This is a genomic window from Photorhabdus aegyptia (assembly GCF_000612035.1).
In the GTDB taxonomy this organism is placed as follows: Bacteria; Pseudomonadota; Gammaproteobacteria; order Enterobacterales; family Enterobacteriaceae; genus Photorhabdus; species Photorhabdus akhurstii.
This window is the reverse complement of record NZ_JFGV01000017.1, coordinates 1-16,584: the sequence shown is the minus strand read 5'-3', so window position 1 is coordinate 16,584 and position 16,584 is coordinate 1. Positions and strand designations below refer to the sequence as shown.

Genomic DNA, 16,584 nt, shown 5'->3' with positions numbered 1-16,584 from the left:
TATTGGGAAGAGAAGAATATGACTGTGGTGTTGGAAACAGATAGATTAATCATGCGTGCATGGAGAGAAGAAGACAGATTACCATTTTGCCATTTGAATAATAACGCAGAAGTCATGGAATATTTTCCTGCCACTTTGACGGCTGAACAAAGTAATACGATGGTGGATACGATTATCCAGAGATTTGAGCAACAGGGAGGTTGGGGGTTATGGGCTGTGGAGCTGAAAGAAACTGGGGATTTTATTGGTTTTGTCGGTTTGAATATTCCTGTGGCGGAATTACCATTTTCACCTTGTGTTGAAATTGGATGGCGTCTTGATAAACCATTTTGGGGTAAAGGTTATGCCAGTGAAGCCGCACGTAAAGCTTTGGATTTTGCTTTCACCCAATTAAAACTTGAGGAAATAGTTGCATTTACGACAATTTTTAATTTGCGATCTCAAAAAGTTATGGAGCGGCTTGGTATGGTGAAAGATGAAAATACTTTTTTACATCCTTTATTACCGGATGGACACCCACTTCATGAACATGTGCTTTACCGGATTCGTCAATAATAGCGTGATTCTCTTTTCTGGTTTTCGTTACTTTGATGTTTTATACTATCGTTGCATAGATTGTATCTTGGAAATTCAAATGAAATATGAATTAGCTGTTATGGCGGCCTTGACGAAGTTAAATCATCCTAACACGCGTTCAATTGTAGAAGCGACAGGGATATCTGAACGTAAGGTACAACAGGTCTTGCAAATATTGCAACAAGACTTAGAAGTAAAAATTAATCGTATTAGGGATGGAAAAATCAGTTATTTTGAAGTTATTTCTTGGGGAATATTTGAAAGCGGTCAGGCGATTAACTGTAAATTAAGCGATTTGGATCTGGCTAAGTTTAAATATTCCCGCCAACAAGAGAAAGGTATTAGAAACCAAAAGAATAGAAAAACAATAATGACAACTTATGATGAAAAAAAACATTATTTTGACAATGTAAAATTAAAAAACTATAGAGACAGTATGCGTCTTGAAGGAATGAATATTGTTATGAATAGTTTGCCTGAAACGTCGAAAGAGCAAAAAAATCTTAAAGATAAACTCATTAGAAAGTATAGTTTACAATTGAGGTAATTATGGTAGATAAATATGGAGCAGGGCAAGATCCCTACACATATCCGGGTATCGACACACTTATTAATAAATTAGGTATTCGTGATTCTGTTGTGCTTGAACAGGCAGAAAGGGAACTCACTGAACTTGCTATATTGAATATTTCATTCCAGGAACCGCCTTACGATTTGGTCTTTTGGCGTCAACTCCATAAACAGATATTTTCTGATTTATATGACTGGGCTGGTCAGCTAAGGATAATTGATATATCTAAAGGGGATACCCGTTTCTGTCATGCTAAATGTATTGAGATAGAAGGGAATAGGATATTTAATATGTTAGAGAATGAAAATTATCTTGTGGGATTAAACTATAAAGAGCTTATTAAAAAGCTTGCTGAATATTATGCAGAATTAAATGTAATTCATCCTTTTAGAGAGGGAAATGGTCGAACCCAGCGGCTGTTATTTGAATATATTGTTATAAACTGTGGATATAAAATCTCTTTTGAATCTATAAATGTTAAGCAATGGATTGACGCTAATATTTCTGCTTATCAATGTAACTATCAGCCATTAATAAGAATTTTCGCAGATTGTGTTTCTATTTGATATTTTTGGCTATTTTATTGATTATTTATAAGTATGGATTTAAGAAATAATAAACTTAAATAGGCATAAAAATAGCTTTAATTATGGACTTATGTTAGTTGCTATTAGATTATATCTTATAACGAAATTTTCTCATCTAAAATAGCTCCCTATAGATAATTTTATATTTTATTCGATTTAATAATTGTGCAAATCACTTAATTTGGATTAGATTTATTTAGTGTGCTGGACGATTAGAATAATTGAACTGTGTAAAGATATATCATTATGAATAAGAGTAATAACCACATGATAAAGTGACAAGAATAAAATTATTCCTGTCACTTTTGCTTGCTATTGGTTGATTTAAAAGCAAGCCATTGAGAAAAAAATACTATAAAGAGCTATCGGTCCGCATATTTGAGTACATTTGATCAGTGGCTTATCGCTTTGCAAACAGATAGTTGCGAACACCGGATTGGAGGAGAAAGTGGTAATACTTAACGCTAAAAGGCAAGCTGATAACTTCTTCATCGTTGGTACCTCATTCAGGGGTTTATTGGAGTCAAATAATTTATCTGCGTTACTAATTATTGTTCAATAAAAGGTAATAAGTTCCCTTTTCGTATAATTTTTTGTTGTATTGTTGAAAATCTGTTGAGGTAACGTTGGTGGATTTGTGAAAAAAGATGGGAAAATAATTGCTACTGATTAATAATAATGAATAATTAAATGCTGATTTATTGATATTTTGTATTTAAATATATTGTTTTTATTATTTTTTTACATGGCAATACATTCATTTCATATTGATATTGTGAGAATTATGATAAATTTTTCTTGTTTATACTACTGCGGCCATATTTATGTGACAGGTACATGGGACATCACGCAGGGAAAACGGTAGGAAGTGGGAAGGTAGCTTCCTAATATTATTAATAAATAGCTTTGTATATTTTTTGTCTTCAAAATTATTTATTAATATTAATTACTCCGTAATGGTTAATCACTATTAGCGATAAAAATAATTCATCATACTTCATTTAATAACTACTATAGTTAAAGTGTATTATCAATGCATGATTTATGAAATTAAATCTATTGCATTAAATGATTTAGTCGGTAGATCTCTTTTGAAGAAAAGATTAATTATTAATACTAAGGAGAACCCATGAGTAATCTCATTCAAAACACCGCCTTAAGAGCCGCAAACGGTTGGTGGAAATGTGGCGATACCGGAATAATTTATCAGTGGGGGTATAATCCGAATGGGGGAGCTGGAAGAATTACAGTAACATATCCAATACCTTTTCCCAATGTATGCTTATCTATGCAAGTTAGTGTCTATGCCAATGGGGTTCCTTCGGATAACTATTCAGTAGTTTATGGATTTAATTCTACCAATGCTACAATTGGGCGTGACCAATTAGGCTCATATTGGTTTGCAATAGGATATTAATTAATACGTTATTACAGAGGTAATTAATATATTCTAGCTTTGGAATTGAAGAAAAATTATATTGAAAGCTATTTAGTGAATTGCTCCCATAATATTGGATGTCAATCTATATATACATAGGGAGCAGTTCTTATGGGATGTTCGTTGGGATTTAAATTAACCATTGTCCGCTATTATCTGGTTGGGTATGAGGGAGAAAAGACTACGGCTTAGAAAGATGGTAGATAATAAATACGTAAAATATGCTTATATCTGAATAGAGCATTATATCAAATGGCATTTATACGCTTTAAGGAGTGAATTTATTAATCTAGAGATTGACGGAAAAACGGGGAACGTAAAGAATTTTTGTGTAGGAAATCTGTTTATTATTGAAGTGGTATCAACCTGAGTATGGATTGTTAGCATGGCTTTTATTCTGAGTTTTATAGAAGAGTTGCTTCATCCGGTTTAGCTTATTTTAGCGGGTGTTGATTAATATAATTTAGCATGGTTTTTTAAGGATGTGGTTTTTTGCATATTTCATCAGTGTATAAACGATGAGTATCCCACGGAAGTATAAGTGTGTCTGTGATTATTGAGAATGGAATGTCTATCAGGCTTGAAAATGGGTAGCCTTCCTTAATACCTTGTATATCAAATTGAGTTGCTGGGTAGACTTTGCATTCATAGCCGTGAGTTACACGAGAGCCAAAGGTTCCACATCCGCTTAAAATAGCTGAAATTAAGACAACTCCGATAGATTTTAGCATTGGTAATACTCCTGATATAATTGAGTTAATATATTGAATAGTAACATCCAGATTTCAAATTGAAAATATAAGATTAACAAATTCATCCCAGTTTTAATTAAACCCAGATATTTTTATATACGTTCACATTATTTACTCAATAACTTGATATTGTACGGATATCGGCTATTAAACGATTGCTTGGGAGTCTTTAATGGCAGTGTACAGGTTACCAAAAATGTTTAAAAAACTTATGAGAAAACAATAAACAAAGTAGGCAATATGCTTATGTCGCTTGACAGATGAGTAGATAAAATGAACTCAATGTATATTAGTCACACGGTCATTGATGTGTATGTTAAAAGCTCTTCATTTGAAAGGGAACATTTTAAACGATTACATGAAGAAGTTGCATAAATATACTACACAGACTCGTTGTATGCGCCATTTATTAGCTAGTAATCAGTTTGATTCATTACAACGCTGGAGTATAAATATAACCAAAGTTAAGGGCCAGTTATTGCAAAAAGCAAGTGGAATATACTGAGCTTTTTCTTGTTGAATATTCTCTACTGGGTAACGCTCCAATGAAAAAATAGTGCAGCTCTAATTGGATGTAATGATAACGTCCTGTCAATTTTGTAGCCTATAGCTTCCGAAATTTTCTTTTGCAAGTCAGGGTTAATTACAATCAGATGGTTTTGACCTAAAAGAGCACTTTGAAGCATGTAAAGCCTTCTTCCTTGTTTGATTACAACTCGATACCATTTAGTGGCTTTCTTAATTTCTGTAAACTATTTGTTCTCATTAGTTAAATATTTCCAATAGAAAATGAGTCCTCGCATTCTTCAGATTGTGGGACAGTTCAGTGTAATAATATATATTTGAAAATATTTTGATTGTATGATTTCAGTTTTGGATGTTTTGCTATAGTTTCTTCAATAAAAGAAAGTGGAGGCTTAATTTTAATCGTAACGCTGTTCTCCCAATTTGCTGTGAGAGACTGTGTTGTTTTATTTATATTCGAGTGTCACTCGGTGAGTCAGTAGTATCGTTTCGAATTGTAATGATTTTATCGAGTTCATTATTGATAGCTTCTATATCTAAGAAATGACCAGTTGAAAATGATGTTGCTAAATTGAAAACTAACTTTCGGAAAGAAACAATATGGTAAAAAGGTTTTAGAGTTTCTGAAATTAGCAATGCAACTCTTGCTTCTGCGGTCTTTCCTTCGAGGCATAACGTTGCTGTATGGCAGCAAACATTAAAAACATATTCTTCATACCCATCATAAATTGGATTAGAAGCACGTCCACCAATCAAAATATCTCTATCTAAATATGCTTTTATTATTACATTTCTCATTATTTCTGAAAGAAAGTTCAAGACTTCACTAGAAGTGTTATTAGGGAACTTATGCTTTTCAATGAATTTTGCAACAAGATAAATATCATTTTTCTCATGAGAACAACTTAATATAGCTATATCTTTATAGAAGACAGGAACAGAAAGACCACAGATCAAACTAATAAAAATGCTTTTTTTTCTTTCTTTATAAGTTGATGAGTTTATGATCTCCCTTAAGAAATTATCCATATTCGCCACTGGGAAATCTGAATTCTGAGCTAATATACAAAGTAAATGATCAATGCTTAGCCATGGGATTTCATTTGCATACGAAAGTTGAATCGTAGAAAAAATAGTTGGGTCTATTAAGTCCTTTATTTTCACAAGGTTTTCAGGGGTGTCTACGACATTGAGATTTTCATCTTCTGCAATGCTAAGTAGCAATTGTAATTCCTGAATGAAATCATAAAGATTTTTTCGAATGTCTTCTGCCGTAATCCGTTGTATTCCAAGAGTGGTGATATCAAATGAAAGATAATCTTCTCTCGTTATATCTGTAATCCAATTTTCCAAAGTGATTTTGGTGTAATTTGATATTACAATGGTGATAGATTTTTTTACAATTATTGAAATAAAACTCATCAGAGAAAGATAGATAGATGTATATATATCAACTATCACTTTATGTGGATCGATTATGCCTTGATCATATAGATTTATATATTGCGTTGTTTCTTTTGATGTTAGATGAAAATATGCTGCGCGAAAATAATCGCCAGAGTGTGTGAGGTTGCCCCTCATGCAGAGCGGAATGTTAGGGTTTAGAAGTATAGGATTGTGTTGGGAGGGTTTATTAGAGTAGCGGCGTAAAATTTTTTCAAAATATGGGAGAAAATCATCATCATTAGGCGGTAATTCAAATAATTTAAATGCGTCTGATCCATCATTATTTTGATCTCTTATTTTTATCGCTGCTTGATATGCAGCGACAAATGCAGGAGTTTCATCTGTAAGGGTTAATTCCCCAAGCATAGGATCGTCGATGGTTTCCCCGATCGCTAATTTTTCTATTACCTTTCCTAATGGCGAATTCACATTAAGAAATAGAGGGTGCTCAGTTACTATATCCTTTACCAAGATGCGTTGATGCTTTCTAAATCCATCGTCAAATTCGACCCCTTTAATGCAAAATCTTGGCAAGTATACAAATTTGTTTACCTCAGAGCGAAACATCAAGGAGTTATGATGAATATCTATAAGATATTTTGCCAATTTATTGGGGTTTACTACAAACCAGTCTACTAAAACTCTCTCGGAAATATTATGGTCTACAAATTTTGCTATGCTATTTAATAAAGGGATCTTTGATTCATCGTATGTGGAAAAAATCTCTTCTGGAATTCCCATGACCATATTAGTTAAATCAACTTTACTTATGTTCTTATTTTGGTATAAATGTAATAGCAAATCCCACGAGTAAGCATTTTTATTCTCTAGTTTAATCGCTGCTTGGATTGCTCTAATGGCATCATCGTTTTTTTGTAAGCGCTCATATGCCTGAGCTTCTAGCAACCATACTAACTCACTTTTTTCATCATCTGAAAACAGGGCTAGTTTCTTGAAAAAAAGATCATTTTGGTCACTTAAGTATAAAGCTTGCAATAAACTTTCTAAAAGTGGAGACAACCATGGTTCGTCAGGTAATATAGGTTCGAGGTACTTTACTGCAATTAGCGGAAGACCTAAGTCCATAAATTTTTCGCATAAAAAAATTAAGTTTGATGGGGTCATTTCCTTGTATCGAATTGCGTCAAAATTCAAGAATTCTTCAGCTTGTTTCCCTAGATCAAAAATGGCTTTTTTATCTTGAGGAATACATAACCAAACAGAAACTTGGAGTTCGAGGAGGGCGTTAATGTAACTATCGTTAGTGCTAATTTTTCCTCCATCACCTCTCCAGTCAGCTAGTAAGGTTTTATCAAATGAATCAGTTTTTAATAACTCGCCAAGTTCAGAGAATGTCTCAATACTTTTTATTTCTTTAGGTAAAGAAAATTTTGTATTTTGCAAGGCTGTTCTATTAGTTATTTTTGAAATAACTTCGGCACATTCGGGACTTACTTCTGATATTTTATTCAAATATTTCTGAGCAAGTTCAAGCAGCTTTCTATCAGTAAAGTTAGTAATATAAAGTTGATTTATTAACGGTGATGTATAACGAGGTATATCTGATGCAAAATTCTTTAGAAGTGTACTAACTAAACTGTCAATATGATTTTTTTGTTTTTTATCAAATGAAAGAATATGTCGATTCTTAATTTCTTTTAAAAATAAAAGTGTTTCGCAATGAAGCATGAAAAACATCGAGTTTTCAGATGGGTAATTTTTATTTAGATAATCACTAATGCCATATGCCGTTTTAAAATCTCTATTTCTCAATGAGCCTCGGATCAGACCTATAATCTCTTGCTCTAAAAAATTTAATTTTTCTGAGCTATTAAATGATGAGTTAATTTCATCAATAGTTGCTAAGTGTTCGAAAAAAACCTCATTAGAATATGGTCCCTTCAATTCTGTGAAAAGATATCTCTCTCGAGCAGATTCGAGTTGAACGTGGGATTCTAGGTGAATGAGTATTGAGAGAACTGCGTCTCTAACTTCATTACTCAATGCTGGGTTTCTCAGAAGGACTTGTATTTCTTGTTTAGGTAAATCCGTCTTTCCTTGAACCAAGGAAATTTTAACCTTCAATGCATTTAATATTGATTTTACATTATTGTCCAGTGCATCAATATTTGTAATGGCGTTTATCTTCTTTTCAGCTTCGGATATCTTTCTGTAAGAAATGTCGTGCATTAAATCATCAATGAACCTTCTAATATCTTTAGGTTCAATGCTATTAATAATGTTGACAATTTTGTTATTGCCAACATTATCCCCTGATCCAGTATGAATTTGCTTTTCCATTATTTCCCGTTGTTGATAACTTTATTTCCCGCAACATTATCACCAGTACCATAGTGGTTTTGATTAACAGATCCAATAGTTTGTTCCTGCTTAATACCTTGCATGCATTGCAGTATTTCGGGAGAGTTATCAATACGCTTTTTGATCGCATGCTGACCTAACTCATCTAAATCAAGGTCATTTAGTCTATCGGATAATTTTTCGATTAAAGCATCGTCAAATAACCATCCCTGCAATTTTTCTTTTAAAAAGCTGGCCGAGATTTTAGCCCCTTTGACAAAACCGTCATAAAGAATCCCTGAAAGGATTGTGCTGCTCATAAAGTCCATATCAACTCCTAATGCCATGGTAGTGTGCTAAAAATCACTCTTTTTTATAAAAAAATCAACCTCCTTTAGATGATACCTTAGAATTGGTAACCTATCTTCATGAAGAAATTGCTGCTGAGGAACTTGAGCGCCATAAGTTGCAACATTGGGTTCTATTTTAACTGTCTGTTTTAATTTGGTTTGTGGGGGGTAATATATCTTCGTACTTTGGAAATTGATGGGTTGAAATGATTTGGTGAAAAATTTGATGTTGAATTCAATGATGGCCTGAATGTTTTGGTTGGCGAGAATGGAGCTGGCAAAACGGGCATCATTAGTGCAATTCGTCAGCTATTCAATGACTCAGAATCGGGCAAACGTTCTATCCGTGACAGGGACTTTTATCGCGGTTTTACGAAAGGCGTAGCTGTGGCTGAAAGTATTCATATCCAGGCAACATTTTCCGAGTTTAACCAAGAAGAGAGCATCCTCTTGAGCAGCGCGTAGGGCAATTCAACAGGGAACCCTTATACAGTTTCCGGAGATAAATTTTTCGAAAATCGTTGCGGGTCTTAGGCTACTCTATTTCCCTGACTTCAGCACTGTTGACGCAACCCAATATCGCTCATTAGAGGAGAGTAGCCTCGGTTACAACAATATGTTGTATATGCGCCATTGACTTATACCGGCAAGGCGTATATCATCACTTAAAATATACACCAATGGCGCACTGAGACATGATATTTATTGAGACTCATATCTTCACTGAAGATTGTAAAGAGTTGTTAAGTGAAGGTGAATATCGCGAGTTTCAGCAATATCTTGCAGACAACCCTATTGCTGGTGATGTTATCCAACACACTGGTGGCTTACGTAAAGTCAGATGGGCATCTGGAGGTAAAGGTAAGCGAGGCGGTGTGCGCATTATTTATTACTATAAAGTAGATGTCTCACATATCAGGCTGTTGTTGATTTACAAAAAAGGTATCAAGGATGACCTTAGTGAATCAGAAAAGAAAGTCTTGAGAGCACTAAATGAGGGGTGGTAATAATGGATAGTAAATTATTTTCCAGGCTAACTGAAAGCATGACACAGATGAACGAAATTATTAACGGCGAACGTGCTGCCTCTCGTGAAACTCACGTTGAAGCAGTAAAAGTCAAGAATATTCGTCAGGCAACTGGTTTAAGTCAGACCGGTTTTGCTAAGTTAATTTCTGTTAATGTTGGAACCCTGCGAAACTGGGAGCAGGGGAGGCGTGAACCAACCGGACCCGCAAAAGCTTTGTTGAAGGCAATAGAGAAAGATCCGGTTCATGTTTTAAAGGCGTTATCTATGTAAGTAGAGCACATAAAAATTCCTAAGCCTCGTTTCTGCACTGAGGAATCCCCAGAAAAAATGAGACAGGCATAACATTATGTGATCTACTGATTGCGTTAACAATTTCAGCGAGATCACTACTACGCCTGTTCGTCGAGTATGCCATAATTTCTTCTGGGATGCCTTAGCACCGTTTCATCAATACCGACAGAACGCCCTGATAGACGCCACCGTTGCGCTGCTCAATGGTGCATCGCTGATATTGACCAGTATCGGGCGTTTTCTGCCCAGGTGGGCGCAGGTTAAAAACAAAATTAAACGTTACGTTCAAGTACCTTAAGTAGTTTCAGTGATGAGCCAGAAGGAATGCGGCGGTGCTGGTAGTGTCCACTGATGCCCATAAAAATAAAATAGGTGGACGTAAAGTGGACATAGACAAAGAAAAAGGGGCTACGTTCTCACGTAACCCCTTGATTTATTTGGTGGAGCTGGCGGGAGTTGAACCCGCGTTAATTGTTTTGCATCTTATTGTTATAAATAATATTTGGAATTGCCTAAATGAATGCTTAATTCACGGATAAGGGTAGATGCTATGCCGCGAATTTCATGTTTGCTGACAGCGGTGCGCATAGTGTCTGTATTACGGGTGAACTTATCGTCTAGTTCCTTGCGTAATCTGACTAAATCCTCGGCCTTATCACTGGCGGCCTTGATTTCAAATTCAATATTGTTGTCAGCCAGATATTCAGGGTTATCATGCATACCCATAAATACATCAGCAGAAAATCCAAGCATCGATAACGCTTTCTTTATAGCATCGGTGAGTGATTTCTTGATGGCCTCTCCATCTGTTTTAATTCCATATTTGGTTCTGTACATGTATGGTGTTGCACCATAACTTTCAATTTCAGCACAAATGTCACATTCAACCAGAGACCAAAAGAGAATTTTGATAGAGTGATTTTGTTCATATATTAATGTGCCGTCAGAATCGCGTAAGAATCGGCTCCCAATTTGTTTATTTTTGTCGTCATAGATAGGTTCTGACATGGATGCACCATTGATCAGCTTTTCTTCTGTGACATTACAGCCCCATCCATAGCCGAATGGTCCGAATAATTCTGTTGCCCGCATAAACATATAGTTACTGTTTATGCTTGTACCATTGAACCCCATTCCCTCCAATGGTTTTGTAAAGTGGGGATCGGTACGTTGGACAGCCTTCCAGATACGGAGATTAGTTTGCTGTTCATCGCTTTGTGCCTTGATAGTTTCTTCCAGCAAATTGGCCCGATGTTGGAAGTTATCATCATTGGCATTCGGGGTAGCGACAGGAGGCAATGAGGTGACGCCGTAGTGTTGTCTTGTGCAGTCTCTTCTATTGCTTTGTCCTCTTTGGTTTGCTTGGTTTTTCTGGTCTTGAGAGACTTGGCTTCGCTTTTTTTCTCCTTAACCTGTAGTGCTGCCTGTTGGGTTTCAACTTCATCTGGAGTGACATCTGTTATCGAGGCTTCTGATGTTGACACCGGATAATTGGAAACCTTGGGTTTCTCTTCTGGTAATTCAACGGGTATGTCGGTATCACCTAAAGTACAGTTTAAGAATTCCTTCATAGCGACGGCATCGGTCAGAAATTCAGGGTGGTGTTTACCTTCACGTACGACTCTGAAAAGCGTTTCCCGTGGAATGGACAGAGCGTCGGTTCTGATACGAAATGCGGTAGACCATTGCCGCCATGCTTCATTGTTATCTGTTATTAGTTGCTTAGCTTCTTTCATACTGTGTGACATAATCGCCCAGCAATGAAAGTCACCGTCTAGTATGCCAGTGCAATTTCCAGATCTAACGTGGCGTAAGTGTGATTAAAATCACGTGTAGTAATAGATGGGGTTTTCGTTGGTTCGAGCGTTCTAGCCTGCCATGTGGTGCCGTTGAACTCATATTCAATAGCAAATTTTTCATCAAATTTACCAATTGGTAGGCGAGGGAAACCTTGTATATCTTTACAAATAATCGGTTTTGATGTGTTGAAGTTGCTCATATCGTCCGCGTACTCTTCTCCAAGGTAAACAATGGCCATAGCTTTAGCCATTTTTTCGGAATTGGCTTCGAGTGCAATTGCAAGTGGTACGGCTCCATTTTTTTGAGCTTTTTTTGTCGGCTCAAAGACACAGATATATGTGAACATTGGTCTTGCCTCTTTAATAAATTGCTTTTTTTGCCAATCTTATTGCTGCCTTAATCCCGGCTTTTGGCATTTTGACTTTTGGATATAATCCCTTGACAGCATTTGAATAAACCATTCCTGTCGTTGGGTAATATTCAACTCGCCTTTTGCCACCGATAATAGATATATGCATAGTTGCGTTTGTTGTATCAGCGGATTTACGAGACTCAGGTAGCCTAGAGCAAGATGCAGATCGAATTATTTTTACTTATCGTGATGTTGTTTATAACCCACTAAGTCCAGCCAGAAATTATGCCGAGATTATTTTGGATAAGAATCGTTACGGTGAAACCGGAACGATATTCCAGGAATTTAAAAACGGGCATTACTTACCAACTGATCAAATTGTTGCTGCTGAAATATGTCGTACACAGCAACAGGCTAAACAAAAAGAGCGCCGATACGCAGACAAAGCATTTTAACTAAAGACCAAAAGAGGCAGATCAAAATGACCATAAACAGTAAACTGATTTTATTAGATAATTTGGGTAGTTATGAATTATCCCGTTTTGGGTGCAGTGCTGAAAGCATCGTTATCTTACAAATTTAGACTGAAAAGCTAGTCGATTCAACGTAAACGCCAGCAGGATGCTGGCTTTACCAAAATTGCTGGCGGATAACTAGGAGCTGGAGATGCTGAAGCGCAATTGTACTCTTCGAAGGCGGGAGAAAGCCTTTCTGTAGCTGAATATTGTTTTTCTAGTGAAGTGGCCTGATGGAACACACTGGGATGGTATAAGAGTTGAAGTTGTATTTGTAACGTACAAATTACATATCAAGTATATTGCTTGCGTTCAAAACGAAAAAAAAATACCATAAAATCTGCTTAACGCAATCAGGGTATCTAAATGAGCATTAACGACACACAAAGTGATATTACCGATTTGATAATAAACGCTTTCAGGCGTGATTTTTGGCTTAACGTACAAGATGCATTATATGCTAAGTATGCTGCAGCACAGGAAGTAACTGTAGGCAATATATTAAAACTTGGTGAACCGGAGCAACGTAGATTTAGGCCTCAGGCTAGGCACTATGGCCTTAATTCAGCATTGAGGGAGGCCGCAAGTCGCTCTGGTTATCTTTGTTACGATGCTGATACATCCCCGAAAGGGGAGCATTACATTATTATCGATTCAGAAGGTGTTAAAATTAGCCGTATTGGGTTAAATCACGATGAGCGCCATATAAGAGGTGCTAAACATCGTTCATTGATAGCCCAATTGAATGAAAAATTTGAAGGCTATACTCCAGATCTTTTTAGAGAAGAAGGTAGTAAACATCATAATGATATTGATACGTTAGGTGTGTTGTTAATAAATATTAATCCACCATATCATGAATCTCAGGCCAGCATGATGGATTTAAGGATTGTGGTTCCTTTTACCAATATGAAAGGTTTTCACTATAATAAATCTGTAACGGAGCTTTTAGCCCTCTATACTGGAGAGAAGAAGATAGTCATTCCTGATATGGTTTTACCTAAGCTCAAGAAGCGCCTGAAGGATCAGGAAAAATAGAATAGGTGAGACATTATGAGAGTGGGAATTTCTGGTTTCCAATCTGAAAGGTTGACACAGATAAGAGAAGCGAGGGGATTATCGAAAATTAACCTTGGTAGGTTAGTGGATCGTTCACCATCAACTATTACCAAATGGGAAAACGGTAATCATTCCCCCGATGCAGAAGTATTGCATAGCTTAAGTCAGATTCTTAATTGCCCGGTAAGTTGGTTCACAAAGCCTATTGTTAAGTACGAAAAAAAACCAGTATTTTTCCGAACACTTTCAACCACGGCAAAAGACTTATGTATCGCCTCAGAGCGATACATGGGGTGGTTTCAAGAGTTATCATGTAAGATGCAAGAATATCTTGATTATCCAGAGGTTAACATTCCTCATCTTAACGTAAAGGATTACAGAGCGATAGATGATCAATTGATTGAAAGAATGGCTTTTGAGTGTAGGAAAGCTTGGGGATTAGGTATTGCACCGATAGATGATCTATTACTGGTAATGGAGAATGCGGGGATAGTCTGTGCCAGATTTGAACAAGGTAGTTCTGTAATGGATGGCTATTCTCAATGGAGTGATTTAGAGAATAGACCGTATGTGGTTTTAGCTAGTGATAAAGATAACTATTATCGTAGTCGATTTGATGCTGCTCATGAATTAGGTCATATAGTCTTACATCGATATATAAATAAATTTGATAATATCAATTTTAATCCAATAGAAGAGCAAGCACATAAGTTTGCGTCGAGTTTCATGCTGCCGGAAGAGTCATTTTCTGTAGAGCTTCCTCCATATCCTACATTACAGAATTTCATATCTCTAAAAAATCGCTGGGGGATGTCTGCGCAATCTATGATCCTTAGAGCGAGAAATTTAGAATTAATATCTTCTCTGGAATATCAGAGGTTATATAAAAATATTTCCGCTAGAGGTTGGCGAAAAGGAGAGCCGCTTGATGATCTTAGAAAACCAGAGTCGGTTCGTTTGTTACCTAGGTGCTTGAATCTATTATTGGATTCTGGAACTTTTAATAAAAAAACACTTCTTGAGGAATTTGGTTTCCCAAAAGGAGATTTAGAGGATTTATGTTCAGTTCCTAAGGGATTCTTGTCAGAATCACAGGTACTTGATTTCCAATCCAGAATACAATTGAAGAATAGTATTAATATATCTACTACACAACAAGATACAAATGTCGTTAATTTATTTAATAGAAAGTAAAATTGGGAATTAATACTAACACCTGTTATTCTGTTCGTATCGGCCTGAACATCTGATAACCTAAACAAAAGCTGCTGTGTCATAACTTTGAGGATAAGTAATGACGCAGCATAGTTTTATCAAAATCTCGAATGATACCCTGAGACCTGCGACTCCCGCAGCCAGGGAATACCTGCACTCCAAAGTGAAGTGGGGTGATGTGCTCTATGCGGATTTTAAGAAAGCACGTAACCCGCATTTCCATCGTAAATATTTTGCCCTTCTGAATCTCGGCTATGAATACTGGGAACCTACTGGGGGCACCATTTCCCCGGAAGAGAAAGCGCTTGTGCGTGGCTACGTACAATTTCTTGCACACTTCGCGGGCAGTGAAGATGTCTTACAATCCGCTGCGGATGAATATCTTGCTGGCATATCTAAAAACCGAGCCCAGAATATTACCGCCACCAAATCCTTTGATGCCTTTCGGCGCTAGGCAACAGTGGAATCAGGGCACTATGATTACGAAATGCCCAACGGCAGTCTGTACCGTGAACCTCGTTCAGTCAGTTTCGCCAAAATGGAAGAGATGGAATTTCAGGAACTTTATAAAGATACATTAAACGTGCTTTGGAACTTTATTTTGTATCGCAATTTCCCGACCCGAAACGCCGCTGAACATGCAGCTTCTCAGTTGTCCGATTTTATGTAATGAGAGGCAGAGCCAATGGCTAAAAGTGAAAAACAGTGGCTTTCTAATGTGACATTACTGGGATGTATCTGTTGTCGGAATATGGGGTTGGGAGTAACACTTGCGGAAATTCATCATGTGAGAGCGGTACAAGATATGGACCAAAGGGCTGCTCATTTCTCCATTCTGCTGCATCCTCGCTATCATCGAGCGTTTGCATCCCACGGGCTTTCATGCGGCACCGAAGACATAGCAAGCAATCCACGGTATGGCAACGGAACTATTGCCCCAAGTTAAAAGGGAAGTTGAAGAGGTACAGTTATGTCGGGTGTGATATTTTCAACGGATGGGTTGCAATTGACTCAGGCACAAGAAATTTGGTTGCAGGACTGGTTATCCAAGTTCGGTGCATGGGTGTATTCTGGCAGGCTTGATAAACGTCAGGGTAGTATGATTGCTGAGCTTATGGCGACGGTAGAGCTAAGAGGTTATCCAGAACGTCCGATATGCAATGATGATGACGGAATGCTAATCGCTAGGGTAGTAGACCATATTTACCACATTGATCGGGTTGCATTTGGGATGTTGCTTAGTCGATATGTTTATTGTGTATCTGATAGAGCAATTGCCAAACATTATCATGCAACGGTTCAGCCAAGAATTATGATCCGCAGAAATGGTATGTTGCGTAAGCGAAAGCCATCAATGTCAACTTGTCGGCGTGAGGTTGAGGAAATATTAAGAGCAACGGAATATTTGATTTATCAACCATTGCAAGATGTCTTTATAAGACGGGAACAGGAAAGAAAATCAAGACTTTTGTCACAAACGTGTTGATATCTTTGAACTTATGAGCCACTATTTCAGTATATGTTGTGATAGTAGTATTCGTGACTGATACCCTCGCCCAGTGCGGGGTTTTTTATTGCCTGAAATTCAGATAAGACTTGCTGTTGTCATTGGTCAGAGTTACATGTGTGTCTATGCACAATAACTGACCAAATGTTTAAATTATCGTGCTAAAACATGAAGCCTTCATTCCGCACCTAATTCAGGAATAAACCGCTTTATATTGTGCGCCTAATAAACTCAAAAGCTCATGGTGGTAAGATTGCATTCCTGTCACC

Annotated in this window: 17 protein-coding genes and 3 pseudogenes; 14 read left to right on the top strand and 6 right to left on the bottom strand. The window is 36.8% G+C overall.

From position 1 onward, the window contains the following. Positions 1–18 precede the first annotated feature (18 nt). From BA1DRAFT_RS07380 to BA1DRAFT_RS07365, 4 genes are all read left to right on the top strand, one after another. Positions 19–555, top strand: coding sequence for a GNAT family N-acetyltransferase (locus BA1DRAFT_RS07380; protein ID WP_036777565.1), 537 nt, complete (start codon positions 19–21; stop codon positions 553–555). A gap of 79 nt (positions 556–634) precedes the next feature. Further along, positions 635–1,123 carry a YhfG family protein gene (locus BA1DRAFT_RS07375; RefSeq protein WP_036777563.1) on the top strand — a complete coding sequence of 163 codons (489 nt, stop codon included), beginning with the start codon at positions 635–637 and terminating at the stop codon, positions 1,121–1,123. A gap of 2 nt (positions 1,124–1,125) precedes the next feature. Beyond that, the gene (locus tag BA1DRAFT_RS07370) at positions 1,126–1,713 is read left to right on the top strand and encodes a putative adenosine monophosphate-protein transferase Fic (RefSeq protein WP_036777562.1); all 588 of its coding nucleotides are present in this window, start codon (positions 1,126–1,128) and stop codon (positions 1,711–1,713) included. Between the two features lie 1,150 nt (positions 1,714–2,863). Continuing rightward, positions 2,864–3,151 carry a gp53-like domain-containing protein gene (locus tag BA1DRAFT_RS07365; protein ID WP_036777560.1) on the top strand — a complete coding sequence of 96 codons (288 nt, stop codon included), beginning with the start codon at positions 2,864–2,866 and terminating at the stop codon, positions 3,149–3,151. 497 nt (positions 3,152–3,648) lie between these two features. On the opposite strand, the gene BA1DRAFT_RS07360 is transcribed toward BA1DRAFT_RS07365, so the two are convergent. The 3 genes from BA1DRAFT_RS07360 to gapS6a form a co-directional block, all read right to left on the bottom strand. Beyond that, the gene (locus BA1DRAFT_RS07360; protein WP_049582260.1) at positions 3,649–3,903 is read right to left on the bottom strand and encodes a YceK/YidQ family lipoprotein; all 255 of its coding nucleotides are present in this window, start codon (positions 3,901–3,903) and stop codon (positions 3,649–3,651) included. A 996-nt stretch (positions 3,904–4,899) separates the two neighbouring features. Further along, positions 4,900–8,196 (bottom strand): tetratricopeptide repeat protein, encoded by a 3,297-nt coding sequence (locus tag BA1DRAFT_RS07355; RefSeq protein WP_051560695.1) that lies wholly within the window; start codon positions 8,194–8,196, stop codon positions 4,900–4,902. After that, on the bottom strand, positions 8,196–8,525 hold the full coding sequence (gene gapS6a, locus BA1DRAFT_RS07350; RefSeq protein ID WP_036777559.1) for a GapS6a family protein: 330 nt from the start codon (positions 8,523–8,525) through the stop codon (positions 8,196–8,198). The genes BA1DRAFT_RS07355 and gapS6a overlap by 1 nt, the downstream gene beginning before the upstream one ends. Positions 8,526–8,801: 276 nt before the next feature. Here gapS6a and BA1DRAFT_RS23730 point away from each other — a divergent pair, with 276 nt between their 5' ends. The 4 genes and pseudogenes from BA1DRAFT_RS23730 to BA1DRAFT_RS21835 all read left to right on the top strand — a co-directional run. Then, a complete protein-coding gene (locus BA1DRAFT_RS23730) occupies positions 8,802–9,011 on the top strand; it encodes a hypothetical protein (RefSeq protein WP_036777556.1) in 210 nt (69 codons plus the stop codon). A gap of 230 nt (positions 9,012–9,241) precedes the next feature. After that, entirely contained in the window at positions 9,242–9,553 is a 312-nt protein-coding gene (locus BA1DRAFT_RS07340; RefSeq protein ID WP_036777554.1) for a toxin HigB-2, read from the top strand. Between the two features lie 2 nt (positions 9,554–9,555). Next, positions 9,556–9,846 carry a NadS family protein gene (gene nadS / locus BA1DRAFT_RS07335; RefSeq protein ID WP_036777552.1) on the top strand — a complete coding sequence of 97 codons (291 nt, stop codon included), beginning with the start codon at positions 9,556–9,558 and terminating at the stop codon, positions 9,844–9,846. Between the two features lie 112 nt (positions 9,847–9,958). Continuing rightward, positions 9,959–10,147, top strand: a pseudogene (locus tag BA1DRAFT_RS21835) (IS4 family transposase); the annotation flags it as partial. A gap of 209 nt (positions 10,148–10,356) precedes the next feature. Here BA1DRAFT_RS21835 and BA1DRAFT_RS21830 read toward each other — a convergent pair. From BA1DRAFT_RS21830 to BA1DRAFT_RS21820, 3 genes are read right to left on the bottom strand one after another with little or no spacing between them, the layout of a single operon-like run. Next, entirely contained in the window at positions 10,357–11,001 is a 645-nt protein-coding gene (locus BA1DRAFT_RS21830; RefSeq protein WP_072164779.1) for a hypothetical protein, read from the bottom strand. After that, a complete protein-coding gene (locus BA1DRAFT_RS21825; protein ID WP_152544288.1) occupies positions 10,977–11,615 on the bottom strand; it encodes a hypothetical protein in 639 nt (212 codons plus the stop codon). Before BA1DRAFT_RS21825 ends, BA1DRAFT_RS21830 begins: the two co-directional genes overlap by 25 nt. A 26-nt stretch (positions 11,616–11,641) precedes the next feature. Further along, positions 11,642–12,013: a hypothetical protein gene (locus BA1DRAFT_RS21820; protein WP_072164777.1), complete on the bottom strand. Its 372-nt coding sequence runs from the start codon at positions 12,011–12,013 to the stop codon at positions 11,642–11,644. 185 nt (positions 12,014–12,198) lie between these two features. Between BA1DRAFT_RS21820 and BA1DRAFT_RS07325 the strand changes: the two are divergent. The 6 genes and pseudogenes from BA1DRAFT_RS07325 to BA1DRAFT_RS07300 all read left to right on the top strand — a co-directional run. Then, positions 12,199–12,474 (top strand): annotated as a pseudogene (locus BA1DRAFT_RS07325) (DnaB-like helicase C-terminal domain-containing protein); the annotation flags it as partial. Positions 12,475–12,900: 426 nt separating this feature from the next. Continuing rightward, entirely contained in the window at positions 12,901–13,572 is a 672-nt protein-coding gene (locus BA1DRAFT_RS07320; protein WP_036777550.1) for a hypothetical protein, read from the top strand. A gap of 15 nt (positions 13,573–13,587) precedes the next feature. Beyond that, a complete protein-coding gene (locus BA1DRAFT_RS07315) occupies positions 13,588–14,787 on the top strand; it encodes a helix-turn-helix domain-containing protein (RefSeq protein ID WP_036777549.1) in 1,200 nt (399 codons plus the stop codon). A gap of 100 nt (positions 14,788–14,887) precedes the next feature. Further along, positions 14,888–15,478, top strand: a pseudogene (locus BA1DRAFT_RS07310) (DUF1367 family protein). A gap of 15 nt (positions 15,479–15,493) precedes the next feature. Beyond that, complete coding sequence (locus tag BA1DRAFT_RS07305; protein ID WP_235200988.1) at positions 15,494–15,754, top strand: hypothetical protein; 261 nt, start codon at positions 15,494–15,496, stop codon at positions 15,752–15,754. Between the two features lie 24 nt (positions 15,755–15,778). Then, positions 15,779–16,294 carry an antiterminator Q family protein gene (locus BA1DRAFT_RS07300; protein WP_036777547.1) on the top strand — a complete coding sequence of 172 codons (516 nt, stop codon included), beginning with the start codon at positions 15,779–15,781 and terminating at the stop codon, positions 16,292–16,294. The last annotated feature ends 290 nt before the right edge of the window (positions 16,295–16,584 follow it).

What these genes read in the sequence shown, in the direction of transcription:
- BA1DRAFT_RS07380 (WP_036777565.1), top strand. Translation starts at nt 19, where the DNA reads ATGACTGTGGTGTTGGAAACAGATAGATTAATCATGCGTGCATGGAGA.
- BA1DRAFT_RS07375 (WP_036777563.1), top strand. Translation starts at nt 635, where the DNA reads ATGAAATATGAATTAGCTGTTATGGCGGCCTTGACGAAGTTAAATCAT.
- BA1DRAFT_RS07370 (WP_036777562.1), top strand. Translation starts at nt 1,126, where the DNA reads ATGGTAGATAAATATGGAGCAGGGCAAGATCCCTACACATATCCGGGT.
- BA1DRAFT_RS07365 (WP_036777560.1), top strand. Translation starts at nt 2,864, where the DNA reads ATGAGTAATCTCATTCAAAACACCGCCTTAAGAGCCGCAAACGGTTGG.
- BA1DRAFT_RS07360 (WP_049582260.1), bottom strand. Translation starts at nt 3,903, where the DNA reads ATGCTAAAATCTATCGGAGTTGTCTTAATTTCAGCTATTTTAAGCGGA.
- BA1DRAFT_RS07355 (WP_051560695.1), bottom strand. Translation starts at nt 8,196, where the DNA reads ATGGAAAAGCAAATTCATACTGGATCAGGGGATAATGTTGGCAATAAC.
- gapS6a (WP_036777559.1), bottom strand. Translation starts at nt 8,525, where the DNA reads ATGGACTTTATGAGCAGCACAATCCTTTCAGGGATTCTTTATGACGGT.
- BA1DRAFT_RS07340 (WP_036777554.1), top strand. Translation starts at nt 9,242, where the DNA reads ATGATATTTATTGAGACTCATATCTTCACTGAAGATTGTAAAGAGTTG.
- nadS (WP_036777552.1), top strand. Translation starts at nt 9,556, where the DNA reads ATGGATAGTAAATTATTTTCCAGGCTAACTGAAAGCATGACACAGATG.
- BA1DRAFT_RS21830 (WP_072164779.1), bottom strand. Translation starts at nt 11,001, where the DNA reads ATGGGGTTCAATGGTACAAGCATAAACAGTAACTATATGTTTATGCGG.
- BA1DRAFT_RS21825 (WP_152544288.1), bottom strand. Translation starts at nt 11,615, where the DNA reads ATGTCACACAGTATGAAAGAAGCTAAGCAACTAATAACAGATAACAAT.
- BA1DRAFT_RS21820 (WP_072164777.1), bottom strand. Translation starts at nt 12,013, where the DNA reads ATGTTCACATATATCTGTGTCTTTGAGCCGACAAAAAAAGCTCAAAAA.
- BA1DRAFT_RS07320 (WP_036777550.1), top strand. Translation starts at nt 12,901, where the DNA reads ATGAGCATTAACGACACACAAAGTGATATTACCGATTTGATAATAAAC.
- BA1DRAFT_RS07315 (WP_036777549.1), top strand. Translation starts at nt 13,588, where the DNA reads ATGAGAGTGGGAATTTCTGGTTTCCAATCTGAAAGGTTGACACAGATA.
- BA1DRAFT_RS07305 (WP_235200988.1), top strand. Translation starts at nt 15,494, where the DNA reads ATGGCTAAAAGTGAAAAACAGTGGCTTTCTAATGTGACATTACTGGGA.
- BA1DRAFT_RS07300 (WP_036777547.1), top strand. Translation starts at nt 15,779, where the DNA reads ATGTCGGGTGTGATATTTTCAACGGATGGGTTGCAATTGACTCAGGCA.